This window comes from Pseudomonas sp. Pdm06, assembly GCF_014851795.1.
Taxonomy (GTDB): Bacteria; Pseudomonadota; Gammaproteobacteria; order Pseudomonadales; family Pseudomonadaceae; genus Aquipseudomonas; species Aquipseudomonas fluorescens_AA.
On the sequence record NZ_JACVAH010000027.1, the window covers coordinates 1 to 25,199 of the forward strand.

The 25,199-nt window shown below is 59.2% G+C and carries 20 protein-coding genes and 1 rRNA gene; 15 read left to right on the top strand and 6 right to left on the bottom strand.

Going from position 1 to position 25,199, the window contains the following annotated elements:
- The first annotated feature begins 185 nt into the window (after positions 1–185).
- From rrf to pgaD, 7 genes are all read left to right on the top strand, one after another.
- Positions 186–301 (top strand): 5S ribosomal RNA (gene rrf / locus IB266_RS29730).
- A gap of 176 nt (positions 302–477) precedes the next feature.
- Complete coding sequence (locus tag IB266_RS29735) at positions 478–1,113, top strand: hypothetical protein (RefSeq protein ID WP_060739785.1); 636 nt, start codon at positions 478–480, stop codon at positions 1,111–1,113.
- Positions 1,114–1,270: 157 nt separating this feature from the next.
- Positions 1,271–2,776 carry a YdgA family protein gene (locus IB266_RS29740; RefSeq protein ID WP_192264222.1) on the top strand — a complete coding sequence of 502 codons (1,506 nt, stop codon included), beginning with the start codon at positions 1,271–1,273 and terminating at the stop codon, positions 2,774–2,776.
- Between the two features lie 246 nt (positions 2,777–3,022).
- Positions 3,023–5,503: a poly-beta-1,6 N-acetyl-D-glucosamine export porin PgaA gene (gene pgaA / locus IB266_RS29745; protein ID WP_192264226.1), complete on the top strand. Its 2,481-nt coding sequence runs from the start codon at positions 3,023–3,025 to the stop codon at positions 5,501–5,503.
- A gap of 12 nt (positions 5,504–5,515) precedes the next feature.
- Positions 5,516–7,513: a poly-beta-1,6-N-acetyl-D-glucosamine N-deacetylase PgaB gene (pgaB, locus tag IB266_RS29750; protein WP_192264230.1), complete on the top strand. Its 1,998-nt coding sequence runs from the start codon at positions 5,516–5,518 to the stop codon at positions 7,511–7,513.
- Position 7,514: 1 nt separating this feature from the next.
- A complete protein-coding gene (gene pgaC / locus IB266_RS29755) occupies positions 7,515–8,870 on the top strand; it encodes a poly-beta-1,6-N-acetyl-D-glucosamine synthase (protein WP_092204979.1) in 1,356 nt (451 codons plus the stop codon).
- A complete protein-coding gene (gene pgaD / locus IB266_RS29760) occupies positions 8,867–9,373 on the top strand; it encodes a poly-beta-1,6-N-acetyl-D-glucosamine biosynthesis protein PgaD (protein WP_060739780.1) in 507 nt (168 codons plus the stop codon). Before pgaC ends, pgaD begins: the two co-directional genes overlap by 4 nt.
- A 63-nt stretch (positions 9,374–9,436) precedes the next feature.
- Here the strand turns inward: pgaD and IB266_RS29765 are convergent, their stop codons facing one another.
- Complete coding sequence (locus IB266_RS29765; RefSeq protein WP_192264233.1) at positions 9,437–10,969, bottom strand: apoptosis inducing factor family protein; 1,533 nt, start codon at positions 10,967–10,969, stop codon at positions 9,437–9,439.
- 138 nt (positions 10,970–11,107) lie between these two features.
- Here IB266_RS29765 and IB266_RS29770 point away from each other — a divergent pair, with 138 nt between their 5' ends.
- From IB266_RS29770 to IB266_RS29780, 3 genes are all read left to right on the top strand, one after another.
- Positions 11,108–11,668: a YbhB/YbcL family Raf kinase inhibitor-like protein gene (locus tag IB266_RS29770; RefSeq protein ID WP_060739778.1), complete on the top strand. Its 561-nt coding sequence runs from the start codon at positions 11,108–11,110 to the stop codon at positions 11,666–11,668.
- Between the two features lie 156 nt (positions 11,669–11,824).
- A complete protein-coding gene (locus IB266_RS29775) occupies positions 11,825–11,998 on the top strand; it encodes a hypothetical protein (RefSeq protein WP_163006770.1) in 174 nt (57 codons plus the stop codon).
- A gap of 38 nt (positions 11,999–12,036) precedes the next feature.
- Complete coding sequence (locus tag IB266_RS29780) at positions 12,037–13,350, top strand: MFS transporter (protein ID WP_192264237.1); 1,314 nt, start codon at positions 12,037–12,039, stop codon at positions 13,348–13,350.
- A 9-nt stretch (positions 13,351–13,359) separates the two neighbouring features.
- On the opposite strand, the gene IB266_RS29785 is transcribed toward IB266_RS29780, so the two are convergent.
- Positions 13,360–14,238, bottom strand: coding sequence for a LysR family transcriptional regulator (locus IB266_RS29785; protein WP_192264240.1), 879 nt, complete (start codon positions 14,236–14,238; stop codon positions 13,360–13,362).
- A gap of 107 nt (positions 14,239–14,345) precedes the next feature.
- On the opposite strand from IB266_RS29785, the gene IB266_RS29790 reads away from it, so the two are divergent.
- The gene (locus tag IB266_RS29790; RefSeq protein ID WP_192264243.1) at positions 14,346–15,347 is read left to right on the top strand and encodes a zinc-dependent alcohol dehydrogenase family protein; all 1,002 of its coding nucleotides are present in this window, start codon (positions 14,346–14,348) and stop codon (positions 15,345–15,347) included.
- Positions 15,348–15,489: 142 nt separating this feature from the next.
- Here IB266_RS29790 and IB266_RS29795 read toward each other — a convergent pair whose 3' ends face one another.
- Positions 15,490–16,077: a hypothetical protein gene (locus IB266_RS29795; RefSeq protein ID WP_060739774.1), complete on the bottom strand. Its 588-nt coding sequence runs from the start codon at positions 16,075–16,077 to the stop codon at positions 15,490–15,492.
- Between the two features lie 10 nt (positions 16,078–16,087).
- Positions 16,088–16,699 carry a hypothetical protein gene (locus IB266_RS29800; protein WP_192264246.1) on the bottom strand — a complete coding sequence of 204 codons (612 nt, stop codon included), beginning with the start codon at positions 16,697–16,699 and terminating at the stop codon, positions 16,088–16,090.
- Positions 16,700–16,907: 208 nt separating this feature from the next.
- Between IB266_RS29800 and IB266_RS29805 the strand changes: the two genes are divergently transcribed.
- From IB266_RS29805 to IB266_RS29815, 3 genes are all read left to right on the top strand, one after another.
- Positions 16,908–18,584: a vWA domain-containing protein gene (locus IB266_RS29805; protein ID WP_192264249.1), complete on the top strand. Its 1,677-nt coding sequence runs from the start codon at positions 16,908–16,910 to the stop codon at positions 18,582–18,584.
- Positions 18,585–18,760: 176 nt separating this feature from the next.
- Entirely contained in the window at positions 18,761–19,333 is a 573-nt protein-coding gene (locus IB266_RS29810; RefSeq protein WP_060739771.1) for an RNA polymerase sigma factor, read from the top strand.
- Positions 19,330–19,947, top strand: a complete 618-nt coding sequence (locus IB266_RS29815) for a hypothetical protein (protein WP_192264252.1) — start codon at positions 19,330–19,332, stop codon at positions 19,945–19,947. The genes IB266_RS29810 and IB266_RS29815 overlap by 4 nt, the downstream gene beginning before the upstream one ends.
- Before the next feature lie 219 nt (positions 19,948–20,166).
- On the opposite strand, the gene IB266_RS29820 is transcribed toward IB266_RS29815, so the two are convergent.
- Positions 20,167–24,066, bottom strand: a complete 3,900-nt coding sequence (locus tag IB266_RS29820) for an SIR2 family NAD-dependent protein deacylase (RefSeq protein WP_192264255.1) — start codon at positions 24,064–24,066, stop codon at positions 20,167–20,169.
- Positions 24,067–24,405: 339 nt separating this feature from the next.
- Here IB266_RS29820 and IB266_RS29825 point away from each other — a divergent pair, with 339 nt between their 5' ends.
- Positions 24,406–24,621: a hypothetical protein gene (locus IB266_RS29825; RefSeq protein WP_192264305.1), complete on the top strand. Its 216-nt coding sequence runs from the start codon at positions 24,406–24,408 to the stop codon at positions 24,619–24,621.
- Between the two features lie 262 nt (positions 24,622–24,883).
- Here IB266_RS29825 and IB266_RS29830 read toward each other — a convergent pair whose 3' ends face one another.
- Positions 24,884–25,132 carry a helix-turn-helix domain-containing protein gene (locus IB266_RS29830; RefSeq protein WP_192264258.1) on the bottom strand — a complete coding sequence of 83 codons (249 nt, stop codon included), beginning with the start codon at positions 25,130–25,132 and terminating at the stop codon, positions 24,884–24,886.
- Positions 25,133–25,199: the final 67 nt, after the last annotated feature.

Here is a 25,199-nt window from a genome sequence, read left to right on the forward strand (position 1 = left end):
CCCGAACTCAGAAGTGAAACGATGCATCGCCGATGGTAGTGTGGGGTTTCCCCATGTGAGAGTAGGTCATCGTCAAGATTAAATTCCGAAACCCCTATCTGCTGACGCAGGTAGGGGTTTTGTTTTTAGTAGAGATCATCGATTTTACCGACACGTTGTTGTTGAACGGGTCGGACACAGAATTTCTTGACGACTATAGAGCATTGGAACCACCTGATCCCATCCCGAACTCAGCAGTGAAACGATGCATCGCCGATGGTAGTGTGGGGTTTCCCCATGTGAGAGTAGGTCATCGTCAAGATTGAATTCCCAGAACCCCTGTCTGCCTCAGCAGACAGGGGTTTTGTCGTTTTGGGCCGGTAATCGGATCGAGCCTCTGATGCTCCGGCAAACCCCTCATGCCGTTGCTATGCTGTGAGAGTCGGGCCCTGGCGACCAAGAGGGCCCACGACGTCACTGGTCATGGGGATTCCAATAATGAAAAACCCTTATGCTCCCGGCTTTTGGTGCGCCACCGCAGCATTGCTGCTGCTTTCGGCCACTTATTTCTATGGCGTCATGCTCACTCATCAAATCGACAAGGCGCTACTGTTCCTCGATAGCGCGGCAGCGTTGATTGGTGTGATATCCATCGCAATCGTGGCCTGGGCTTCGCTTCAGGGCCAACGCATCAAGAAAAAACACCTCGAGCAAGGCAAGACCCTGGTGCTGATTTGGGACACCAAGGTCGCATTGCGCCGCGTCGAAACGGTGTTTGACCGTTATTTCTGGGGCAGTTACTGGCAACCCGGCCGCACATTCCAGGAGGTCATGGGCGAGCTCACCGGTACCCCGCTGGAAAAAAGCCTGGAAGCCCTGAAAGTCCAGTGCGCGGCCCTGGACAAGCAGGTCACCCAGGATGGCTGGCACTGGCTCAACAATGCCCGTGAATTGTGCGACGTGGCTAACGCCATGGCCCGGGAGCGCTATCAACTGGACTTTTGCGATTCGCGCGCAGAGTCATCGGGTGCGGCGGTGATCAATCGCGATTTTGAAGTGCTGGTGTACACCTGGACGGCCCGCCTCAAGACTTTCGACCATCAGCTCGATGAGATTGAAGTCCAATATTCGTAGACCACCTCTCAAGAAAACGTTTTTACCCCTATAAACATTGGGCCCGCAAGGGTGCCTGATGGTAATCTCCCCTCCTCTTTGCGGCGTCGAGCCACCCCTTTGGCGGGTCAGGGAAGACGACGGCTTTCTTCAACCATGGATATCGATCGGGTCACTCATGAATAAATCAGCAAGCGTACTTCTGGGAATCGTTGTGGCTGTCGGCGCTATCAGCGCGGGCGGCGCCTGGTACACCGGGACCAAACTCGAAGGCGTGTTGAAAAATGCTATTGCCGATAGCAATAAGCAGATGCAGACAGCCTTGTCCGGGTCCAACAGCACTGCCGCCCTGGAGCTGGTTTCCATGGACCGTGGCACATTCAGCAGCACCGCCCACTACCGTCTCAAAGGCGAAGGCGAGATGTTCGGTGGTGAGTCGGTCGAGCTGCTCTTCGTCGACCGGATCGAGCACGGCCCGCTGCCATTCTCGCGTTTGATTACGCTCAAGTGGCTGCCGGTCATGGCCACCAGTCACACCGCTCTTGAGCGCAATCCACTGACTGACAAGTGGTTCGCTGCGACCAAGGACCAGTCGCCGCTCAAAGGTGTGGTCAACCTGGGTTACGACGAATCTATCAACGGCACCTACGAGCTGCTGCCGTTGGACACCAAGTTGGATGAGCAGTCCCAGCTCACCTTCTCCGGTCTTAAGATCGACCTGGCCGCCAGCGCCCAAGGCCAGAAGGTCAAGGCTGACGGCTACATGGACAGCTTCAAGTTGACCACCGTTGCCGAAGACCAGACGCCGGTGCAGGTCGAGCTGAACGGCCTGACATTGGCCAGTAACCTGAGCAAAAGCTCATACGGTTACTACATGGGTGACAACACCCTGCTGATGAGCAGCACCAAGGCCACGTTTGGTGAGCCGAAGTCGGTGCTGGGCCTGAAGAACTTCGAAATGAAGAACAGCAGCAGCGAGAACGGCACCAGTGCTTCGGGGCGTGCCGATTACAAGATCGGTGAGTTGTCGTTCAACGACAAGACCATTGGTTCGGCGCAGATGGCGGTCAGTCTGAAGAATCTGGACATCCCGGCCACCATGTCGCTGATGCAGATCTACCAGACCAAGCTGCAGCCCTACGAAAAAGCGGCCGCTGAAGCCGCTGCAGCCGGTGAACCGACGCCAGAGTTGAGCCTGACCGAAGCTGAGGAAGCACAGGTCAAAGCCGATCTGGAAAAACTCTTGGCCGGTGCCCCGCAGGTGGCCTTGGAAAATCTGTCGTTCAGTACCGCCAACGGTGAAAGCCGTGCCAGCCTGATCGTTGATCTGACCAAGCCGCAGTCCATGGACCTGCCGCCGGAGGAATTGGGACGTCAGTTGCTCGCCCTGCTGGATTTCAATCTCAAGGTTTCCAAGCCGATGCTGGTCGACCTGATGACCGTGCAGGCACAAATGGAAGGCCAGACGGATGCCAAGCTGATCGCCGATCAAGCCACCGCTACCAGCGATATGTTCAGCGCCATGGCCGTCGGCACTCAATTGGCGACCCTTGAAGGCAACGACGTTGTCACCAAGTTGCACTACGCCAACAACCAGGTCGATTTCAATGGCCAGAAAATGACCGTTGAACAATTCTCGGCATTTGTGATGAGCAAACTGGGCGGCGGCGTCGCCATCCAGTAAGCCCGTTCAAGTCACACCCAAGACCCGGCCCGTGCATGACGCACGGCCGGGTTTTTTTATGCCCACGGATCAACCCTGGGCCGAAATCTGTATCGATTCTGAAGAATTGTGGCGTTCCTGAAGATGACCCGCCTGAGAGTGCAAGACTAGGCCCATTAGAGCTTGGCTGGATTCCTTTGATCCGGCTTCCTGTTTGATGGGCAAGGGGGCACTGCGACCCGGCTGGCCATGTAAGGATGCTGACGAATGCCGCGTACTGTGGGTCCTTTTATTCAACGTGGTTTGCGCCCGTTGTTTCGCGTCGCGCTGTGCAGCCAGTTGTGCTGGCCGATGCTGGCGTTTGCCGATACCGCCTATGACCAAATGGTGCTCGACGCCCGTGCCGGCCATTACACCCCTGCGCTGACTGCGTTGCGCCAGGTGCCGGCCGGCCAGGCCAGCGCCGCGCAGATCAGTGACCACCTGCAGATCGCCAGCTGGGCCGGCCTCGATAGCGAGGTGGTGTCGGTCTATGAGACTCAGGGGCGCAATCGAGCGCTGCCCGTCCAGGCGCTGACTGCGACGGCTCGAGCCTATCGCAACCTCAAGCGTTGGGATTCGGCGGCCGAGCTATACCGCCAGGCTTTGGCTCTCGCCCCCCAGAACCCCGACCTGCAACTCGGCCTGGCCTTGACCCAGGCCGATGCGGGGCAGCCCGACGAAGCCGTCACCCGCGCCAAGGCCCTGGTCGCTGCCAAGCCGACAGATCCGATGCGTCGACTGGCACTGGGTTATGCCTTGACCCGCGCCAACAGTCCCCACGAAGCGCTGTTCGAATACGACCAGGCCTTCACGCGCGCCGGCAACAGCCCAGAGGTAGCGCGCGAATACATCTACGCCCTGCAACGCGCACGGCTGCCAGAGCCGGCGCTGCGCCTGGCGCGTCTGCAGCCGGGGCTGATCGACCGTGGCGTGCAACGACGCCTGGAGGGTGACGTCGCCGCTGAACGGGTGCGCCTGGCGGACATGGCCAGCCGCAGCGAACAGGAGCGCTTCGTCATTGCCGAGCGCGCCCTGGCCGACTACGACAAGTTGCTCGCCACCTGGACCCCAGTGACCGAGGCCCATGACGACGTACTCCGTTGGCGCATCGATCGCATGGGCGCGCTCAATGCCCGCGCCCGTCGAGCAGAAGTGATTGCCGAATACCAGAAGCTGATCGCCGAGGGCGTGAGCATTCCCACTTATGCCCTGCGCTGGGTGGCCTCTTCCTATCTGGAACAGCGTGAGCCGGAGATCGCCGTCGAGCTGTACCGCCGGGTCCTGACTGCGCCGGATGCCGACCCCGCGGAGCGTTTTGAAGACAGCACCGCGCTCTACTATGCGTTGCTGGAGAGTGAAAAGTCCGAAGAGGCCCGCGCACTGGCCGAAGACATGGCGAAAGCCCAGCGTCCGCGCATCGAACTCAAGGGCCTGCCGATCGGCAATCCCAACGATGAATGGATGGACGCCCAGCAACTCGCCGCCCAGGCCGGCACGTACGGCGCCGACTTGCCCTCTGCCGAAGCGAGCCTGGAAACCCTGGTCAGCCAGGGCCCTGGCAACACTGGTATGCGCCTGGCCCAGGCCGATCTGTACCAGGCCCGCGACTGGCCGCGCCGTTCGGAAAACCTGCTCAAAGAAGTCGAGGCGACGATTCCGCGCAACCGTGACCTGGAAATCGCCCAGGCCCGCGCCGCCATGGATTTGCAGGAGTGGCGGCAGCTGGATGCACTGACCGACGACGTGGTCGCCCGCTACCCGGAAAACGCCCATGTCAAACGTCTGCAGCGCCAGCGCGAGGTACACGACATGGCCGAGCTGCGCATCGAGGCCTACACCGGCAAGAGCTATGGCGGTGGCAACGGTGATGCCGGTGCAGTCACTGGCAGCCGGGACTTTGGTATCGAAACGTTGCTCTACAGCCCGCCTATCGATGAAGACTGGCGGTTGTTCGGCGGTGCCGGCTACGCCACCGGTGATTTCGAGGAAGGCACTGGCCACCACCGTTGGCAGCGCCTGGGCGTGGAGCGTCGCACCCGGGACATGACCCTGGAGGCCGAGGTCTCCAATCACTCTTATGGTTCCGGCGACAAGCAAGGCGCGCGCGTGGCCGTGGCCCGAGACATCGACGACCACTGGCAATACGGCGGCAGCCTGGATTATCTCTCGGCCAATACCCCGCTGCGGGCGCTCAACAGCGGCATCCGCGCCAACGGCGGGAGTGGTTTCGTCCGTTGGCGGGCCAATGAAAGCCGCGAGTGGCGATTGGCGGTGAGCCCGTCCCATTTCAGTGACGGCAACAACCGCCTCGAAACCCAACTGACCGGCCGCGAGGGCATCTACAGTACGCCGCGCCTGCAAGTGGAGCTGGGTCTGGAGGTCGGCGCCAGCCGCAACAGCGGCTCCAACGAAGTGCCTTATTTCAACCCGAAAGCGGATTTCAGCGTCATGCCGACCGTGAGCGCCAACCACGTGTTGTATCGCCGCTACGAAACCACGTGGAGCCAGCAATTCCAGGTCGGTGCCGGTACCTACAGCCAGCGTGACTACAACACCGGGGCCATGGGATTGCTCGGCTACGGCCAGCGTTTCATCTGGAACGACGTGCTAGAGGCAGGTGCTGCGCTGAGTTGGCTCAACCGCCCCTACGATGGCGATCGCGAAAGCGATTTGCGCCTGCTTGTCGACCTCACCTATCGCTTCTAGAAGAGTTTGAAGATGCCTGTCATTTCGCGATTCATCCTTCTGCTGGGGGTCTTGCTGATCAGCGCTTGTGCCCAGCAAGCTCCGGCGTTCACGCCGCCTTCCCAACGTCCGCTGGCGGCCAATGACGCCCCGTGGCCGAAGAACCATGTGCTCGGCATCGCCTACCACGATGTCGACGACCGAGACCCGGACCAGGCGCTGGTGGCCGTGCGTACCGAGCGGCTGATCGAGCAATTGGCGTGGCTGCGGGAAAACAACTACCAGCCGGTCACGGTGGACCAGATCATCACGGCCCGCAATGGCGGCCCGGAACTGCCGCCCCGTGCGGTGCTGCTGAGTTTCGACGACGGCTATTCGAGCTTCTATACCCGCGTCATGCCCATCCTGCGTGCCTATAACTGGCCGGCCATCCTGGCTCCGGTCGGCAGTTGGGTTGATACGCCGCTGAACCAGACGGTGGATTTCGCCGGGGTGCCGCGCAAGCGTTCCGAGTTCCTGACCTGGGAGCAGATTCGCGAGGTGTCGAAATCGGGCCTGGTGGAAATCGCCGCCCACACCGATGCCAATCACAAAGGCATCCTCGCCAACCCGCAAGGCAACCAGCAACCTGCGGCGACGACCCGGCGCTACGATCCGGCCACCGGTCGCTATGAGACCGAGGCCGATTTCCAGGCGCGCTTGCGCAAGGACGTGGCGGCCATTTCCGAGAAAATCCGCAAGGTCGCCGGTTATAGCCCGCGCGTTTGGGTCTGGCCTTACGGTGAAGCCGACGGTACTGCGTTGCAGGTGATTGGCAGCGAAGGCTATCAAATGGCCCTGACCTTGGAGGACGGCCTCGACAGCCTGGATAACCTGATGAGCGGCCCACGCTTCCTGGTGGCGTCCGATCCGGATGGCGCCCATTTCGCCGAAAGCATCGTGTCCGTACAGACGATTGACCCGATGCGGGTGGTGCATGTCGATCTGGATTACGTCTACGACCCGGACCCGTTGCAGCAGGAAGCCAACGTCGGCAAGTTGGTCCAGCGCATTTCCGACCTGGGCGCCAATACGGTGTTCCTGCAAGCCTTTGCCGATCCCAAAGGCGACGGCCTCGTGCACTCGCTGTACTTCCCCAACCGCCACCTGCCGGTACGCGCCGATCTGTTCGACCGGGTCGCGTGGCAACTGCGCACTCGGGCCAACGCCAAGGTCTATGCCTGGATGCCAGTGCTCAGTTTCGCCTTGGACGCGAAGCTGCCACGGGTACAGCGCTGGGATCCGGAAACCGGCAAGACCGGCGTCGCCCCGGACCAATACGTGCGCCTGTCGCCGTTCGACCCGAACGTGCGCAAGGTCATCGGCGAGATCTACGAGGACCTGGCGCGGATGAGTTCGTTGGATGGCGTTCTGTACCATGACGACGCGGTGTTTTCCGACTTCGAGGACGCCAGCCCCGCGGCCCTGAAAGTCTATGCCGCCCACGGTTTGCCGACATCCATTGCCGCCCTGCGGGACGATCCTACGGCGATGCAACGCTGGACCCGTTTCAAGAGCCGCTACCTGATCGACTTCACCCATGAGCTGACCGCCAAGGTCCGGGCGATTCGTGGTCCGCAGGTGCTGACGGCGCGCAATATCTTTGCCGAACCGATGCTCAACCCGCAAAGCGAAGCCTGGTTCGCCCAGAACCTCGACGATTTCCTCGGCGCCTATGACTGGACGGCACCGATGGCCATGCCGCTGATGGAAAAGCAGACCCGTGCGCAGTCCGGCCCGTGGTTGGAACGTCTGGTCCAGACTGTCAAAAGCCGGCCCGGTGCACTCAAGCGCACGGTGTTCGAATTGCAGGCGCGAGATTGGGACAGCCAACCGGTGACCGACATCGACGGCGAACTCCTGGCCGACTGGATGGGGCGCCTCAAGCGCCAGGGCGTGACCAGCTTCGGCTACTACCCGGACAACTTCATCGAAGACCAGCCCGCCGTGAAAACCGTGCGGCCGGCGCTCTCCAACAAGTGGAATCCTTGACATGCTCGACAGACTGCTCGCCCTGCTGGTGCTGGCGATCGTCCTTGGGGTGCCCCTGGGCCTGATCTTCCTGGTCACCGGGCAATTCCTGATGGACTTCGTGTTCTTTTACCCGCTGTTCATGTCCGGGCTGTGGATCGCCGGCGGCCTGTATTTCTGGCTGCACTGGGAACGCCACTGGCCGTGGAAGGACGACACCTTGCCACCGTCCCTGGCAGGTGAGCCGCTGATCAGCATCCTGATCCCGTGCTTCAACGAAGGCGACAACGTTGCCGACACCATTCACGCGGCGCTGGGCCAGCATTATCCGAACATCGAAGTCATCGCCATCAACGACGGCTCCAAGGACAACACCGCCCAGATGCTCGACCAACTGGCAGCCGAGGACCCGCGCCTGCGCGTCTTGCACCTGGCGGAAAACCAGGGCAAGGCCGTGGCCCTGCGCATGGGTGCCATCGCGGCGCGCAGCGAATACCTGGTGTGTATCGACGGTGACGCGCTACTGGCGCCGAACACTTGTGCTTACCTGGTGGCGCCGATGCTGGACAACGCCCGCCTCGGCGCGGTGACCGGCAACCCGCGCATCCGCACCCGCTCGACCTTGATAGGCCGGGTCCAGGTCGGCGAGTTTTCCTCGATCATCGGCCTGATCAAGCGGACCCAGCGGGTCTTCGGGCGGATCTTCACCGTGTCCGGCGTGATCGTCGCGTTCCGTCGCACCGCCCTGCACCGGGTCGGCTACTGGAGCCCGGACATGATCACCGAAGACATCGACATCAGTTGGAAGCTGCAACTGGATCACTGGAGCATCTTCTACGAGCCGCGCGCGCTGTGCTGGATCCTCATGCCCGAAACCTTGCGCGGCCTGTGGCGGCAACGCCTGCGCTGGGCCCAGGGGGGCGCCGAGGTGCTGTTCAAGAACATCCGTGGCATCTGGCAGTACCGCCATCGCTACCTGTGGCCGCTGCTGTTCGAATACTGCCTGTCCACCGGCTGGGCGTTTACCTTCCTGCTGTCGGTGATCTTCTGGGGCGCCGGCAAATTCGTCGAAATGCCAGCGGCCATCGCCGTGGATCACCTGATGCCGCCAGCCTTCACCGGCCTGTTGCTGGCCGTGGTGTGCCTGCTGCAGTTCGCGGTGAGCATCCTGATCGATCGGCGCTACGAAAAAGGCCTGTGGCACATCATGTTCTGGGTGGTCTGGTACCCGTTGGTGTTCTGGCTGATCAGCCTCTTCACCACCCTGGTGAGCTTTCCCAAAGTGCTGTTCGGGCAGCATCAGAAGCGTGCGCGCTGGATCAGTCCGGATCGCGGTATCAAACCGTTCGATGATCAGGAAGAGGAAGTGATCCGATGAAAATTGTCAGGACCCGGCAACGGCCTTTTCTGGTGGTCATCGATGCGCTTTTCACCGTGCTGGCGTGGGTGGGGCTGCTGTATTTGCTGGTCAATGGGCTGTGGCCGCTGCTCGACAGCCAAGCCGGCCCGCGCCTGGGAGGGTCGCTGTTCGACACCCTGGGGACTTTGCAGGTCTATGGGTGGATCGCGTTGGTCAACGCGGTGCTGCTGATTACCTGGGCGCGTTATCAACAGCGCAAAAGCCGCAGCTTCGCCCAGCGCCGGTTGCCGGCGCCGGTGGTGGATGACCAGGGCTTGAGCGCCAGTTTCAAGTTGACCGGCGAGCGCCTGGACACGCTGCGCCAGCCTGGCTCGAAGATCATCCACAACAACCAGGACGGCGATATCAGCCACGTCGTGCCGCATTTCCATTTGCTCAGCCCGGACTTGCAGCCACCGCCCCTGGCGCCATTGGAGCGGCCACGGGTTATCCACTTGCCGGCCGATCAGTCTGTGCATTGATGCAAGCTGATCCACCGCCATCGCGAGCAAGCTCGCCCCCACAGGGGATTGGGTGGGACAGATCTACGACGAGAAATCCCGAACCAGCCGCCATGCCTCGTCCACCGGCAGCGGTTGCTTCATGCGCTGGGCCAGCGCTGCCATGGCCCGGCCTTCATCGCAGGCCACGGCGGCGGCAACGAGGCCGTCCTTGCCCAACAGGGCGATAAAGGGCGGATGCTCGGGCGTGCCCTTGAATTCCACCTCGTCCCAATGTTCAGCGTGCCCGAGGTAGTCGTAGCGTTTGCCAAAGTGATAGGTCCAGAAAAACGGCACGTCCAGATAGTGCTCGTCGCCGCCGAGCATGTTCGCGGCGGCGATGCGTGCCTGTTGCTGGGCCAGGCGCCAATGCTCGATGCGCACAGGCGTGCCGTTGAGGGGGAACGTCGCGATATCACCCACGGCCCATAAGCCATCAGCCACACGCATGCCCGCGTCAACGGACAGCGACTGGTCCTGTTCCCGTGGCAACTGGGCAAACGGCTCGGTGGCCGGATGCACGCCGATGCCGACGATCACCAGGTCCGCAGCCAAACGCTGGCCGTTATCCAGCACCACGGCTTCGACCTTGTGCGCGCCCTCGATCCGTGCCGCTTCGCCGTCGGTGCGGTACTCCACGCCGTTGGCCCGGTGCCGGGCCAGGATGGCCTGACCGACGCTCTCGCCCAATTGCGCGGCGAATGGCACCGGGTGCCGGGCCAAGACGGTGACGCTCAGCTCGCGCTTGCGCAGGGACGAGGCGACCTCCATGGCGATGAAACTGTCGCCAATGATCACCGCCCGTTGCCCTGGCCGGACAGTGTCGAGAATCTGCCGGGCGTGGGCAATCGAGCGCAGCACGAAGACTTGCGGCAAATCGATGCCGGGCAGTGCTGGCTTCTTCGGCTCCCCGCCGGTGGCAATGAGCGCGGCGTCGTAGTCCAGGCGCCGGCCATCAGCGAGCTGGATTTGCCGGGCACTGGGGTCCAAATGCGTGACCTCGCCGTGGAGCCTTTCGATACGTTGCTGGGTGAAATAAGTTTCATCGCGCAGCGGCGCCGTCTCGTTGACCGGCATGTCGCCGGCCAATACATACTTGCTCAGCACCGTACGGTCGTAGCCGGCTTCGGCTTCGCGGTCGATCAACAGGATCCGGCCGCCAAACCCCTTCTCCCGCAACGCCGCCGCGCAAGCCGTGCCGGCCGCTCCGGCGCCGATGATGACAAAGGTGCGCGCGTCATCGGCCGGCGGAATTTTATCGGCCGGCAGCGGTTGGTCATCGACCCAGATGTCATCGCCGCGCACTTCGACGTGATAGCGCGCCAGGCTGTCGAGGGCTGGCGGCTCGCACAGGGCGCCGTCCTCAGCCCGGAATGCCGCCTTGTGCCACGGGCAAATCAGCCGTCCATGGCACACCGCGCCCTTGGCCAGTGGTGCGCCTGCATGGGGGCACTTACCTTGGAAGGCGCGCACCTGATCGCCTGAACGCAGCAACAGGATGGACGTGTCGTGGATTTTGACTTCGAGGCCGCGGTCTTCGCGAACATCGGCGAAACGGGCGACTTGGTGCAGAGACATGAGCGTTCTCCGGCAGGCGTTTCCCTTTGGAGTCGAGGGCCGGAACGAGGTTCAGCATAATTGTCACTGCACCCTTGGCGAAGCTGCGGCTATAGTTCGCAAGCCGTCCATGGCCAGACACGCACAAGGTGCCCCGGTATGACTCGATTGAACATTCTCACCCCTTGGCTGGCGGCCGTCGCCCTGGTGCTGTGCGCACAAGGGGCAGCCCAGGCGGAGGAGCGTTTTACCCTCAGTATCCCCGGCGTGTCGGACGACCGCCTCTTCACCGCGGCGGCGGCCAGTGACGCCAACACCTGTGGTGGCAAGAACATTTCCCCGGCCTTGAGCTGGAACGCCGGCCCACCGGGCACCCTCAGCTACGCCATCGTCATGTTGGACCCGGACGGCCAGAGGGGCCAGGGTGTCGACCACTGGATCCACTACGGCATCAAGGCCACCACCCGGCAGATTCCAGCGGGCGCCGGTACCAAGTCTTCGTTGGAAGGCATGAGCGGCATCAACAGCAAGAATACCCACGGCTACATCGGCCCTTGCCCGCCCATCGGCGACAGCGCTCACCATTACCTGATCCAGCTCTTCGCCCTGGACCTGCCGCCGGAAGCCTTCCCCGCCGGCCTCACCCGGGCCCAGCTGATGGAAAAAATCAAAGGCCACGTCCTACGCAACAGCAGCGTGGTGCGCCGCTACCACCGCTGACCCGAACAACGCAAACCCCCTGTGGCGAGGGAGCTTGCTCCCGCTGGGCTGCGAAGCAGCCCCCCGCCACAATGGCGCCGTCCAGACACAAAATTGGCATCGCGCGCCAAAAGCGAGCACTATCGAGCCCCTGTTCACTCATGCCGGAGGATGGCGATGACGCAGAAACCCGACGGCATCGCCCGCCTCCTGAACTGCCCCACCAAGGGCGACGAAATACGCCGGGCCATTGCCCAGAGCCGCAAGGATTTCCTGCCTGCCGACGAGGCCGAAGACGCCGAGCCAGGCCAGCCGCCGGTGCAACCGGTGGACACTGATCGCGACGACTGAGCCGTCGCCCTCTTTCAACTTATCGTTCAAATCCGCCTATGACTGCCACCCCTGTTCCACCCGGTGACCGATTCAGCCGATCCGATTACAAGACCCTGGGCCTGGCCGCCTTGGGCGGTGCGCTGGAGATCTACGATTTCATCATCTTCGTGTTCTTCGCCCTGACCCTCAGCCAGTTGTTCTTCCCGCCGGAAATGCCCGATTGGCTGCGCCTGCTGCAAAGCTTCGGGATTTTCGCCACCGGCTACCTGGCTCGCCCCTTGGGCGGCATTCTCATGGCGCACTTTGCCGATCGCCTGGGGCGCAAGCGAGTGTTCAGCCTGAGCATCCTGATGATGGCCTTGCCATGCCTGCTCATCGGGGTGATGCCCACCTACGCGCAAATCGGCTATTTCGCCCCGTTGCTGCTACTGGCGCTGCGTATCCTGCAGGGCGCGGCCGTGGGCGGCGAGGTGCCAAGCGCCTGGGTATTCGTGGCCGAACACGCGCCGCTGCATCATCGCGGCTATGCCCTGGGTTTCCTCCAGGCCGGCCTGACCTTCGGCTACCTGCTGGGCGCCCTGACCGCAACGGCGCTGGCGCGGATCTACACACCGGCGGAGATACTCGATTACGCCTGGCGCCTGCCGTTCCTGCTGGGGGGTGTCTTCGGTGTGATCGGCGTCTGGCTGCGCCGCTGGCTGAGCGAAACGCCGATCTTCATGGCCCTGCAAGCCGATCGCGAAGGCGCTGCGGAACTGCCGTTGCGCACGGTCTTGCGTGACCACCGCCAGGCTTTGCTGCCCGCCGCCATCCTGACTTGTGTGCTGACCTCTGCCGTGGTGGTGTTCGTGGTCATCACCCCGACCGTGATGCAGAAAAGCTTCGGCATGACGCCCAGCCACACCTTCGCCCTGAGCAGCCTGGGCATCGTCTTCCTGAACATCGGCTGCGTCCTGGCCGGCCTCATCGTCGACCGCATCGGCGCCTGGCGCACCGTCATGCTCTACAGCCTGCTGCTGCCCCTGGGCATTGCCGTGCTCTACGCCAGCCTGATCAGCGGCAGCGCCTGGCTGGGCCTGGCCTACGCCGTGGCCGGCCTGGGTTGCGGTGTGGTCGGCGCGGTGCCGTCGGTGATGGTCAGCCTGTTCCCGCCGAAGATCCGCGTGTCGGGCATCTCGCTCACCTACAACATCGCCTATGCGCTATGGGCCAGCATGACACCGTTGATGCTGATCGCCCTGGTGCCGTGGAGCCCGTGGGTGTGCGTAGGGTATTGCGTGGTGATGGGCGCGGTAGGCGTGGGTGCGGCGGCGTATTTCCCGGGACGGCATGGCAAGGCTGCGCAGCCGTCATTGGCCTGTGAGTCCTGATCCGGCTGCTCAAAGACGCTCGCGCAAAAAATCCACAAAGGCTCGGGTTCGTGCCGAGCGGCGTCGGTCGAGACTGAACACGGCGCTGATGGGCAGCGCCAGCGGTTGGTAATCGGCAAGCAGGGGGCAGACGGTTCCCTGGCGGACATCGGCTGCGAACAACCACTGCGGTGAAAGCGAAACGCCCAGGCCCGACAGCACCATTTCCCGGATCGCCTCGCTGCTGTTGCAGGTGACGTTGCCCTTGATCGTTACGCTGTGCTGTAGGCCATCCTGCTCGAATCGCCAGACGTCGTAATGCTCCAGCAGCGTGAACGCCAAACAGTTATGGCGGGCCAGGTCGGCCGGTTCGAGGGGCGTGCCGTGCTGTTGCAGATAAGCAGGAGATGCGTACACCCGGCGCGGGCTATCACCGAGGGAAATCGCCACCAGCCCTTCGTTTTTCACCACGCCGATGCGAATGGCAAGGTCGATGTTTTCCTTCAATACATCTTCGTTCTGGTCGCTCAGCCTCAAGTCGATACGAAGCTGTGGGTGATGGGTCAGGAACTCGCCCACCAGGGGCGCGATACACAACCGGCCGAAACTGACGGGCGCCGCCACCCGCAGAAGGCCGGCGATCTGTTCCTGGCCACTGGCGAAACTGAGCCGCGCGGCGTCCACGCTGGCGAGTATGTCCTTGCTCTCGGTGTAGAAGCGCTGTCCCTGATCGGTCAGCGCGAGATGGCGAGTGCTGCGGGCAAACAGCGCCCCGCCCAGATGTTGCTCCAATGCGCGGATCTGCTTGCTCACCGCCGGTTGGCCCAGGTTCAGCTCCCTGGCGACCGCCGAGAACGAACCGCGCTCCACTACGCGCACGAACACCTGCATTGCATCGAGCAGATCCATCAGGATTTGGCCTCTGTCTGGAATAAATCCTATCCATTGTTGCTCACTTATCGGAATGCGTCTTCGCTCGCATGATGAACCTGCCCACTTATTGGAGGTTTACCGTCATGAACAACGCCATGTTCGCCGCCGTTGCCGAAACCGCTCAGGCGCCGCTGATTGTCCGTTCCATCGCCCGTCCCGTTCCCGGCAAAGGCCAGGTATTGATCAAGGTGCATGCCGCCGGAATCAACCCGCTGGATACCAAGATCGCGGCGGGAGGCGGTGCCCATGCACGCCAGCCGTTGCCCGCCGTATTGGGGATCGACCTGGCCGGGACGGTGGTTGAGCGGGGCGAAGGCGTGGATGACTTCGCACCTGGCGACGAGGTATTCGGCATGGCCGGCGGAATCGGCGGGGCGCAAGGCGCGCTGGCCGAGTACATCGCGGTCGATGCCCGCCTGATTGCGCCCAAACCCCGTTCATTGAGCATGCGCGAAGCGGCCGCCTTGCCGCTGGCATTCATCACGGCCTGGGAAGGATTGGTAGACCGCGCCAACGTCCGGGCCGGGCAACAGGTGCTGATTCATGACGGCGCGGGGGGCGTCGGCCAAATGGCCGTGCAAATCGCCAAGGCCCGGGGCGCCGAGGTCTACGCTACGGGCTCGGCCAGCAGCCTGGATTTCATCCGCGAACTGGGCGCCTCAGCCATCGACTATCGGACCCAGGACACCGACAGCTACGTGCGCCTGTACACCGATGGCGAAGGCTTCGACATCGTCTACGACACCGTTGGTGGCTCGACCCTGGATGCTTCATTCAACGCGGTTAAAACCTACACCGGCCATGTGCTCAGTTGCCTCGGTTGGGGCCAGCACAGCCTCGCACCATTGTCGTTCCGGGGCGCAAGCTATTCTGGAGTGTTTACGTTGCTGCCGCTGCTGACGGGCAACGGCCGCGAGCACCATGGCCAGATTTTGCGCGAGGCAGCCGCATTGGTTGAGGCCGGAGTGTTGCGGATCAAGGTGGATCAAACCCGGTTTGGCCTGGGGGAGGTCAATGAGGCCTTTGCGCAGGTAGCCGAGGGGCGTGGGAAAGGAAAAACCGTGGTGGAAATCGGGGCTGAGTGAGGTGGGTCGCAATACTGTCCAAGGTTGAAATGATCTGTGGCGAGGGGCTTGCTCCCGCTTGAGTGCGAAGCACCCATGCAAGGGCCGCTTCGCAGCCCGGCGGGAGCTGGCTCCCTCGCCACTGTGACGCCAACGGGTGGTGTTACAGCAACCGCCGCTGCACCGCCTCTTCCAACGTACTACGTGTCAGCGCCTGCACCACGTCGCGGGTGTCCTGCTGGAACGGAATGCCAAAGATCAGTACCAAGTGCATCCAGGTGCGCACCGATTCACTCTTCTGCACGCGCCCCAGTTCCTTGCCGTCCTTGTCCTTGAACACCGTTTCGAGGGTGAAGGTGTTTTCGGCCGTGGACGGGATCACGAAGAAGGTCGCGCCGGTGATGATGGCCGAGGCCATGCTGAACTGCTCGTTGTTGCTCAAGGTGGCTTCGGCGTAGATGTCCGACTCGACCTTGTCGGTGCTGACCCGCGCGAAGCGTCCGGAGTCGCGGAACGTCTCGGCCACGGAGGTTTCCCACGCGGTGGCCTGGGCGCCCGAGGCGGCAACGGCCGGGCCGCTGTTGACCTGGTTCTGCGCGGTGGTGCGCACGAAGGCGCTGGGTTTGGCCGCTGGCGTGGCGGCGGCTGGCGGCCAGGTCTTCACGTCGGGCAATTCGTGTTGCGAGTAGGACACGCAACCGGTCAGCAGGACGGCGGCCAGTACCAGGCTGTGTTTGATGAAACCCATCATGTGTTGCTCCTTATTGTTTGGCCAGGCGCGCGGTGGCGGTGTCCAGCAGTTGTGCGACCAACTGATTCAGCTGTTGGGCGCCCATGGTCGGCGCCCAATATTCGCGGCCGTACAAACCAACGTTGCGCTCGAGCTTGACCTCTTCCTTGGCCGCTGCCAGTTCCTTGCCGTCGCGGTCGACGATCTTCAGGTTGCCGGCGACATCGAAACTGTCGACGTAGATCGGGCCGTTCACCCAGATCCAGATCGTCAGGGTCAGCAACGCGCCGGGGAAGTAGCCTGGGTGCGGGGCGCGATGGCCCTTGAGGGAGGTCATGTCGAACTTGAGCAGTACGTCATTCTCGCCCAGGCGCGTTGGGTATTCGGTGACCTGCTTGAAGTAGCCGCCGGTCTGTACGTACTGATTGAGCTGGGCCGTGAGCGAGCGGCTGATGGCCGTGCGGGTTGCATCGTTGACATCGGGTGCAGTCACGGCGACATCGGCGATTTGTGCGATACGCGGGCTGCTCGCAGGAGCAGGGTGCTGCGGGGCGCCCACCGGGCCGGTGACGGTGTAGGACACGCAGCCGGTCATCGATAGAGTGGCGACCAGGGCGCTGGCCTTGAGGAGCGTTTTGAACACGGAATGTCCTTATAGGGTTGATGGCACTTCAATGTCTCGACTCGGGGGGCGGTAACTTGAGGGAAAACCGCAAAGGTATCAAGGGGCTGTAGAGGAAAATGGCGAGGGTTGTCAGCCGCCGGAAAAATAATTTCGACCGGTTAACCCGAACCGCGCGTGCCTTGCGTCTGAGCCTGTGTACGAATCATTCATTCACGAGGTTCAGCCCATGTTCCGTCCACTTCCCTTTATGCGTCCTGCTGCCCAAGGCTTCGCCGTGACTTTGCTGGTGGCGTTGGCCGGCTGTGGGTTGTCTTCCTCCCGAGAGGCTGCCCAGTCCTCCGAACCGGTGCCTGTGGCGCCCAGCGTGGTGCCGCAAGGCGAGATCGCCCAAGGGCCCGAGTCGACGGTCAAGCGCATGCTCATGAAGCCGGCATCGATGCCCGCTCCCAGCGTGGCGAACGATGCCATCGCCGCGGGTTACCGTGCCGAACCGCGTGAACAGTACGAAAAGCTGCCGGACAACCCGATCCACAGCGTGGCCGAAACGCCGGTGTCGACCTTCAGCGTGGATGTCGATACCGGCAGCTATGCCAATGTGCGACGGTTCCTCAACCAAGGTAGCCTGCCGCCCGAAGGGGCTGTGCGGCTGGAGGAAATGGTCAATTATTTCCCGTACAGCTACGCCCTCCCCACCGACGGTTCGCCCTTCGGTGTGACCACCGAGGTCGCCCCCTCACCGTGGAACCCCCACACCCGTTTGCTGCGCATCGGCATCAAGGCCAGTGACCGCGCCGTGGCGGACCTGGCGCCGGCCAACCTGGTCTTCCTGGTGGACGTTTCCGGCTCCATGGACCGTCGCGAAGGCCTGCCGCTGGTCAAGAGCACGCTGAAACTGCTGGTGGACCAATTGCGCGATCAGGACCGGGTGTCCCTGGTGGTCTATGCCGGCGAATCCCGGGTGGTGCTCAAGCCCACTTCGGGCCGCGACAAGGCGGCAATCCGCAACGCCATCGATCAACTCGACGCCGGTGGTTCCACCGCAGGTGCCTCGGGTATCGAATTGGCCTATCAGATGGCGCGGGAGAGTTTCATCGACAAAGGCATCAACCGCATCCTGCTGGCAACCGATGGCGACTTCAACGTCGGCGTCAGTGATTTCGACAGCCTCAAGCAGATGGCGGTGGACCAGCGTAAAAGCGGCGTCTCCCTGACGACACTGGGCTTCGGTGTGGATAACTACAACGAGCACCTGATGGAGCAATTGGCCGACGCCGGTGACGGTAACTACGCCTACATCGACAACCTGCTCGAAGCGCGCAAGGTCCTGGTGGACCAGCTCAGTTCCACCCTGGCGGTGGTCGCCCGGGACGTGAAGTTGCAGGTGGAGTTCAACCCCGCCCAGGTCAGTGAGTATCGACTGCTGGGCTATGAGAACCGCGCGTTGAAGCGTGAGGATTTCAACAACGACAAGGTCGACGCAGGCGAGATCGGCGCCGGGCATACGGTGACGGCGTTGTATGAAATCGTGCCGAAGGGCACGCCGGGCTGGTTGGAACCACTGCGCTATGCAAGCACGCCCAAGTCGCAGAGCACCTCAGGCGAATTGGCGATGTTGCGCGTACGCTACAAGCCGGCCGAGGGCGGAAGCAGTCGATTGATCGAACATCCCATTGCCAGCGTGCAGAACGACCGCAAGCCCAGCGATGACCTGCGTTTCTCGGCCGCTGTTGCCGCCTTCGCCCAACAGCTCAAGGGTGATGGACGCTACACTGGGACGATGACCTTGAAGGACACTGCGCAATTGGCGCGCTCGGCCCGCGGTGATGATCCGTTTGGGCTGCGCTCGGAGTTTGTGCAGTTGGTGGAACTGGCCCAGAGCCTGGAGCCTGCGGCCAAGCGCTGAGCCTGACTACAACGAGGATCATCAATGTGGGAGCGAGCTTGCTCGCGATAGCAGTAGACCGATCATGTTCGTCATTGACTGATCGGACGCCATCGCGAGCAAGCTCGCTCCCACAGGGCTCCCTTGTTGTCTGCCAGGACTGTGTTGCAATGACCGGAAAGGAGTTCGCCCCCCACATGCCCGCTGCGCTTGATTCTCCCAGCGACGAATCGCTGCTGGCCCGCTACCGCAATGGCGACGGAGCTTCTTTCGAAGTCCTGTACGCCCGCCATCGGCAAGGGCTTTACCGTTTCCTGCTGTCCTTGAGCAACAAAGCCGAGCTGGCCGAGGAAGTTTTCCAGGACACCTGGCTCAGCCTGATTCGCAGCGCCACCCAGCCACAAGGCCGGGCGAGTTTTCGTACCTGGTTGTTCCAGATTGCCCGCAACCGCTTGATCGACCACTGGCGCAGACAGGGTGTCCACAACCCGCTGCACGACAGTTATGACGAGCAACTGCACGTCCAGCCCGACGACACCGGCAGCCCCGAGCAGCAGCTGAGCCTGAGCCGTGACCAGGCGCGTCTCGACGCCGCGTTGCAGGCCTTGCCCGAGGATCAGCGAGAGGTCTTCCTGCTGCGCCTGCATGGCGACCTGGAGCTGCCACAGATTGCCGCCCTGACCGGCGCCCCGCTGGAAACGGTCAAAAGCCGCTTGCGTTACGCCCAGCAGAAATTGCAGCGACTGCTGGCCGAGGAGGTACCCGCATGATCGACGCCAAACACACTCCGGATCCCAACGACGAAGTGCTGATCGAGCATTTCCGCCAACACACCAGCGGCGAGCCGCCGGCCTCCCTGGACGCCTTCATCCTGGCCACCGCCCGTCGCGAAGCACCGACACCCACGCCAAGCCTGTGGCAACGCTGGCTGCAAGCCTGCCAACGGCCGCGCTGGCAAATGGCATTCGCCACGGTCGCCGGTGTGGCGCTGATGATCGGCCTGGTATTGCGCTCACCCGTGCCCCACGAGGAGCTGGCCTCACCCGCCTCGATGGAGTTTTCCGCCGATCGGCAAGCGCCTGCCGTTGCCGCCACACCACCACCGGCCATGCCCGCCCCGGCCCCGATCACCCGAATGGCACCCCAGGGCGAACTGGCCCGGGCCCCGGCAAGCCCTGTGCAATCCTTGGCGGAAAAGCCCGCGGCGAAAATGAGCAAATCCGCGCCGGCAGCATTGCCATCGCTGGAGCAAGGCCTGATGGAAATCCTGCGCTTGCGCGAGGCGGGTGAGAGCAAGGCCGCTGATGAGAAGCTGCTGGCGCTGCATAAGCGCTTTCCCGAGGAAGACCTGCCGGCGCGGTTGGAGGCGTTGCGCAAGCGTTGAAGAGGTTCCGCCATTGCCGTGGCGAAGGAACAAGCTTCCTCGGTACAAGGACCTACACAACCCATAAGTGAACGGTATTTGCGGGTCATGATTAGGGCCTTGGCAAAGATATTGAACAGGCTTGGTAAAAGGGCCGTTGTCAGCAGAACCAAGGAAACCCGCACAGGCGGGTTTTTTTGGAGAGGGTACAAATCGGATACAAAATTTCATGTTAGCGGTTTAATCGATGTCGATCTCCAGTAGATACCTGACCTCAGGAAGTGGATCGCCCGGTATTTCCAATAACCACCTTTGTAGAACCAGGGAGTCCCGGAAACGGTCATATTTGCTGAGCTCGAGGGACAGACGGCAACATGAGTATCTTATAAGAGGTATATCTTCGTCGAAGACAGGGTAGGGAACATTTCTTGGGCGATAAATTGCTATCGTTTCGAGAAGTTGTAAACCCTTCTCTATTCGCTTGAATCGACTTTCGGTTATGCTCTCAATTCTTTTTCTTGCGATATCTATAAGTATATCTAGGCCCCATGCCGTAGTTCTTTGCCTGAGGCAGCACATCATGCTAATCGCAGACTCCGTTAGATGCTTGGGTTCTGGGCTCCATCCAGTCTGTATCCAGTCCTTGGTGGTGGATATCGAATTAATAAAATTAGGTGAGGTGGGGTCGCCTAGCAATGCGCAGGAGATATCAAGCCCAACTTCTTCAGCTACATGGGCGCTAGGTATTTTAATTTTATGCTTGTGCTGAATTCTCCATAGATCTACCCCCGCTTTTAGCGCTTCGGTAGGTAGCGATCTCAGCCACTTCGCATGGGGCTTGAACCCAGGGATAGTTCGCCAGTCCATCGGTAAAGCCGTAGCTAAGAACTTGTCTATGAGAGTCAGTCTATGAGCGATATTCGATTTTATATCATCGAATGATAATGTCTCATTTGTAATAACGCTCCACTCTCTGTCCCACCAAACTTTTATAGCCTTGATACCAGCTATTACATCGTCGATGGTTAGTTTTTTTTCTTGCGCTAGATATACCCAGCAATCAAGTGTCCTTTCATCTATATGTAAAGACCATGAGCGCCTTCCGTCTTTAGAAATACGTGATATATCATCAATTATTTCTGTGTGGAGACTGCGGGTGAATTGCTCTTGGTTCGACAGCAACATGAATGTTGCAACCATCTTTAATCCTGGGATGATAGGGATGCCATTTGTTTTTTTCAGGCTTTCTACTAATGATGATGGGTATTCTTCCGGCATAAGGCCCAAGCGATCAAGCATCAAGACCCTAGACCATAGTTTCTCTAGAATTTCTTCGTCTTTAGTGTTCAAGATACTCGTTGTAAGTCTGTGTATCTCATTTTTAATCGCCGGTGTTGTCGAAATCGTCAGGTCGCGAAGTACCGATAGCAGTTGGTTGATATTAAGCCAGTCATGCCTAAAGTGCTTGCGGAAACGGTCAGCCTCTTGAACTGGAGGCATAGCTGGTATTTCTAGTAAACTTACTATGAAATCCGATCTAGTGGATTTGTTGGCAGCCTCTAAACTTCGGTATAGTGCATTACCAAATGACTTCCATAGATCCGGGTTTGACCAAAGTTCGTGTGACTTATGGAATTCGATTATTTTTTGTATGTGCTTTGCAATGACATCTTGATTCGTGAGTCGAATAACTAATCTTGAGTACAGCTCGGCGTGGATGTTTGCAACTCTGTGTTTCGAGCTTTCAATAGTACTCTCTGGACTTATTGAACTTGAGTCGGTTAAAGACGTTTCAAGGATTTCTAACGACCGTTCACATATTTTGCTCGCTGCGGCCTCCTCGATAGTGCCGACTTGGTAGCGAGAGAGCCACCCCGTTTTGTACTGTGCTTTATTTTGATCTCTTGGCTTGAAGATGGTCGCATCTTGTGCTCGCAGAGCTGTCGTCAAAACTCGTATGAAAGAGTCATTTCTATGAATCCACCAAGCTGCTTGGATATAAGATTCGGAGAAGAAGGAGTAGCCTCCCAAAGTAGGAGGGATTGCAGCAATATCGCTAAGCTTAAGGAAGTTGAATGCTGCTAAAGATTTTTGGTTGTGCTCGCCACTTCCGTGCCCTAAGGTTCGTGTTGAGCTGTATTTGCCAATCTCAAAAGAATGTATTATCTGTTTTTCACTATGTGTATATGATACTTCAGAGTCCAGCCTGGAAAGTATTGCGTCTCTTTCCCGCTCAGCCTTGAATCCCTTGCTTTCTAGCTCAGAAATTCTAGAGTCTATACTCTTCGTAACTCTATCGATTTCGTAGCTATTGGACTCTCTCTGATAGACGTGCGAAGTATTTTGACCAGCTTCATCCGGGTAGTCTCCTTCGGCATCTGATAGATATTCAGGGTCTTCGATTTCAGTGCTATTAGAGATGCTGTGTGTCGAACTCAGCTGCTCAGTTCCGTTGAGTGCTAATTTGATATTTCTAATTACCAGCGCAGCCCAAGACTCTTCGGATAAGAGTTTGGCGCTATTGCTATTAAGTTTTTGTCCCTTTCGTAGTTTTTGAAGTCCTTGTATACATGCTTTTAACCCCAATGAAAGCTCACCCATTTCTGCTAATAGCGAGCCTTTCCGAATCTCCATGTAGTTTTCGTTCGAAGCAGGTATCCATTCGATAGTTAGTTTGCGAGCCAGCGACCTGTCACCTTCGTAAATAGCGAATAAAATTGATTCATAGTTTAGATTGTCTTGATTTGTAAGACTCAGATAAGAGTTGAGTTTTAAAAATTTGCTGATTAGTCTAAAGCGCTTATGGTCTTGCTCTTCTCTGCTCCAGCGTAAAATTCTGACGGCAAGTTCACTCCAATAATCCATAAAGTTTTTGCGAGTTAGAACATTTATTTTTTTGAGTGCTTCATTAGCCTTGCTGTCCTTTGTTTCTGGTTTCGTTTTTCTAGTTTTGGAAATAAGCTCAAGGCCTCTTAGTGCTAGTCCGTCATTAAGGGATTCTAACACCGTTTCGGTTAGCCATGCATAAACTCCAATTGCAATAACTGCAAGGTGGGGGCTTTTTTTGGATAGTGCGATGTATATTGTTTCATCGCTCAAAATGTCTTCTAGTCTTGAAAGTTTAGACTGGAGGTTTTTTCGAGTACTTTCGGGGCATATCAGCCAGCCCGGATATTTGTTCTTAAACTCTATAAGTTCGGGGAGGGCTAGAAGTAGTTCGTCAAGTTTCTTCTCTATGTCTTGGCTGGGCTCTGATTTAATTGTTAGAGAGTTTAGCCAGTTCTTACTTTCGTCTTCCTCCTCTGGCTTGGCAAGAAGCTGTAACAAAAGCTTATATCGTGCTTGGTAGTCGGATTCATCTGTATTTGAGTCTGTTGGAAGTAGTACGGGAGTTATTTTTCGTGCCTCGAGTAACTTGCGTTGTCCGAAAGGCATTGGACGGCTAATAAAAAGATATATTGGCAAAGCATGCTGATCAAGCATGTCCCTAACCCATCCGATCCACTGGAGGAAATTTGGGTCATCTCCTGAAAATCCAATTAGACAAAAAACATTTTCTAGCATGGACTGTCTAACTAGATTAACAAAAGGTGCAAATTGGATTGGGTAGTTTCTATACTGTTCTTCAGTAAATATAAAAGGGCGTTGAGATGGAAATGATCCATGCAGCTTAACAATTCTTCGACGGCCTAAGGTTTTAGACTGTGGAATGTCTTCCCTGCAGGTAACTACATAGTGCGCTCTCTCGATAATATCTTCAGCAGAGCGCTCGAGTAATGTGTCATAGTTAGTGGTGAAAATCTCTGACCAATTCAGTGTTAGCAGCCTGTGATGGAGGTCGCCAGGCTTAACTTTTTCATCCGGTATGTGTCGCTTGAGAAGATCTTCTAGGCTCGGTAAGGAAAACATTTGAGCGTATTGAGAGGCTAATGCCGTTACAGAACTGCTATGAAACTCTTCGATGTTCGTATTTCCGGGGTTTAGAGCAGTCCAAAGTTCGTATGCTAAATCCTTCCATAGCTTAAGCTGTTCTCCACCCTCGGCATTTCTGCTAAATCCTGCTCCGATCATCACTGCTGCAGTATTGTGGGTCAGCGCTTTCCGAACGGCAGCGATATGTACGTAAGACTCATTGTCCATAACATTCCTTCTGGTTGCAGCATGCGGATGTGCAGGGATTTAGGGCTTTAAATACATGAATTGATCTCTGTAAGCCCTCCTGGACCTACATTAGCAGCTACTGCAGGCCCGCAGGAAAGCGATCTAGCTAACATCCATGTTGGGGGGAAATTGTACGCGCCGGGCGGCGGGCGCTGATGATCGGCTTGGTGCTGTGTTCGCCCGTGTCTCACGACCAGCTTTCCTCACCGCCTCGATGGAGTTTTTCCGCTGAGCGGCAAGAGCCCGCCATTACCGCTGTAACGTCGTTATGACTGCCCCGCCCGATCACCCGCACGGCGCCCCAGGGCGAACTGGCCCGTGCCCCGGCAAACCCAATGCAATCGTTGGTGGGAAGCCTGCGGCGAAAAATCGGCGCCGGATGCACTGCCATCGTTGGAGCAAGGTTTGTTGGAAATCCTGCGCTTGTGCGAGGCGGGTGAGAGCAAGGCTGCTTATGAGAAGCTGCTGGTGCTGCACAAGCGCTTTCCAAAGGAGGATTTGCCGGCGCGGTTGGAGGCGTTACGCAAGCGTTGAAGGGACACGGCCAGAATTCGTGGCGAGGAAACTTGCTCCCGCTGGGCTGAGTTGTAGGAGCTGCCGAGGGCTGCGATTTTTGATATTTCGCTTTAGACTCAAGTGTCTGCGCAAAGATCGCAGCCTCGCTTCGCTCGGCAGTTCCTACAGGCCGAGCGGGGGCAAGCTCCACTACATAATGGCTTCCGCAGGCCATAAATGAACGGGACTACGATCCATGACCGAGACATTTGAAGTGCTAGTGGTCCTAGAAGCTGAAGGATCATTCGACCTTGAGCGCCCTTTCGTAGTCGGCTGAAAAACTCGTCAAATCCGTGCCCAAAACCAAACACAAATCTCGCAACTGAACCGTATCCAGCCTTCGCACCCCTCGCTCCACATCGCTCATGAATGACTGCGGTCTACCCAGCGCTGTCGAACACTGTGCCTGAGTAAGCCCGGATTCGATTCGCATGCGCTTGAGGACCTGAAGAAAAACCTCGTGCTCGCGTCGATAAATAGCTTTGGTCATGGCTGCATCCATTGATATTCGCTTCGCCACGCTATATCTGCTTTTCGGATATCTGAATTTCAGGTAT

Bases quoted from the DNA above. Each gene is read 5' to 3' on its own strand.
- IB266_RS29735 (WP_060739785.1), top strand. From the start codon at position 478: ATGAAAAACCCTTATGCTCCCGGCTTTTGGTGCGCCACCGCAGCATTG.
- IB266_RS29740 (WP_192264222.1), top strand. From the start codon at position 1,271: ATGAATAAATCAGCAAGCGTACTTCTGGGAATCGTTGTGGCTGTCGGC.
- pgaA (WP_192264226.1), top strand. From the start codon at position 3,023: ATGCCGCGTACTGTGGGTCCTTTTATTCAACGTGGTTTGCGCCCGTTG.
- pgaB (WP_192264230.1), top strand. From the start codon at position 5,516: ATGCCTGTCATTTCGCGATTCATCCTTCTGCTGGGGGTCTTGCTGATC.
- pgaC (WP_092204979.1), top strand. From the start codon at position 7,515: ATGCTCGACAGACTGCTCGCCCTGCTGGTGCTGGCGATCGTCCTTGGG.
- pgaD (WP_060739780.1), top strand. From the start codon at position 8,867: ATGAAAATTGTCAGGACCCGGCAACGGCCTTTTCTGGTGGTCATCGAT.
- IB266_RS29765 (WP_192264233.1), bottom strand. From the start codon at position 10,969: ATGTCTCTGCACCAAGTCGCCCGTTTCGCCGATGTTCGCGAAGACCGC.
- IB266_RS29770 (WP_060739778.1), top strand. From the start codon at position 11,108: ATGACTCGATTGAACATTCTCACCCCTTGGCTGGCGGCCGTCGCCCTG.
- IB266_RS29775 (WP_163006770.1), top strand. From the start codon at position 11,825: ATGACGCAGAAACCCGACGGCATCGCCCGCCTCCTGAACTGCCCCACC.
- IB266_RS29780 (WP_192264237.1), top strand. From the start codon at position 12,037: ATGACTGCCACCCCTGTTCCACCCGGTGACCGATTCAGCCGATCCGAT.
- IB266_RS29785 (WP_192264240.1), bottom strand. From the start codon at position 14,238: ATGGATCTGCTCGATGCAATGCAGGTGTTCGTGCGCGTAGTGGAGCGC.
- IB266_RS29790 (WP_192264243.1), top strand. From the start codon at position 14,346: ATGAACAACGCCATGTTCGCCGCCGTTGCCGAAACCGCTCAGGCGCCG.
- IB266_RS29795 (WP_060739774.1), bottom strand. From the start codon at position 16,077: ATGATGGGTTTCATCAAACACAGCCTGGTACTGGCCGCCGTCCTGCTG.
- IB266_RS29805 (WP_192264249.1), top strand. From the start codon at position 16,908: ATGTTCCGTCCACTTCCCTTTATGCGTCCTGCTGCCCAAGGCTTCGCC.
- IB266_RS29810 (WP_060739771.1), top strand. From the start codon at position 18,761: ATGCCCGCTGCGCTTGATTCTCCCAGCGACGAATCGCTGCTGGCCCGC.
- IB266_RS29815 (WP_192264252.1), top strand. From the start codon at position 19,330: ATGATCGACGCCAAACACACTCCGGATCCCAACGACGAAGTGCTGATC.
- IB266_RS29820 (WP_192264255.1), bottom strand. From the start codon at position 24,066: ATGGACAATGAGTCTTACGTACATATCGCTGCCGTTCGGAAAGCGCTG.
- IB266_RS29830 (WP_192264258.1), bottom strand. From the start codon at position 25,132: ATGACCAAAGCTATTTATCGACGCGAGCACGAGGTTTTTCTTCAGGTC.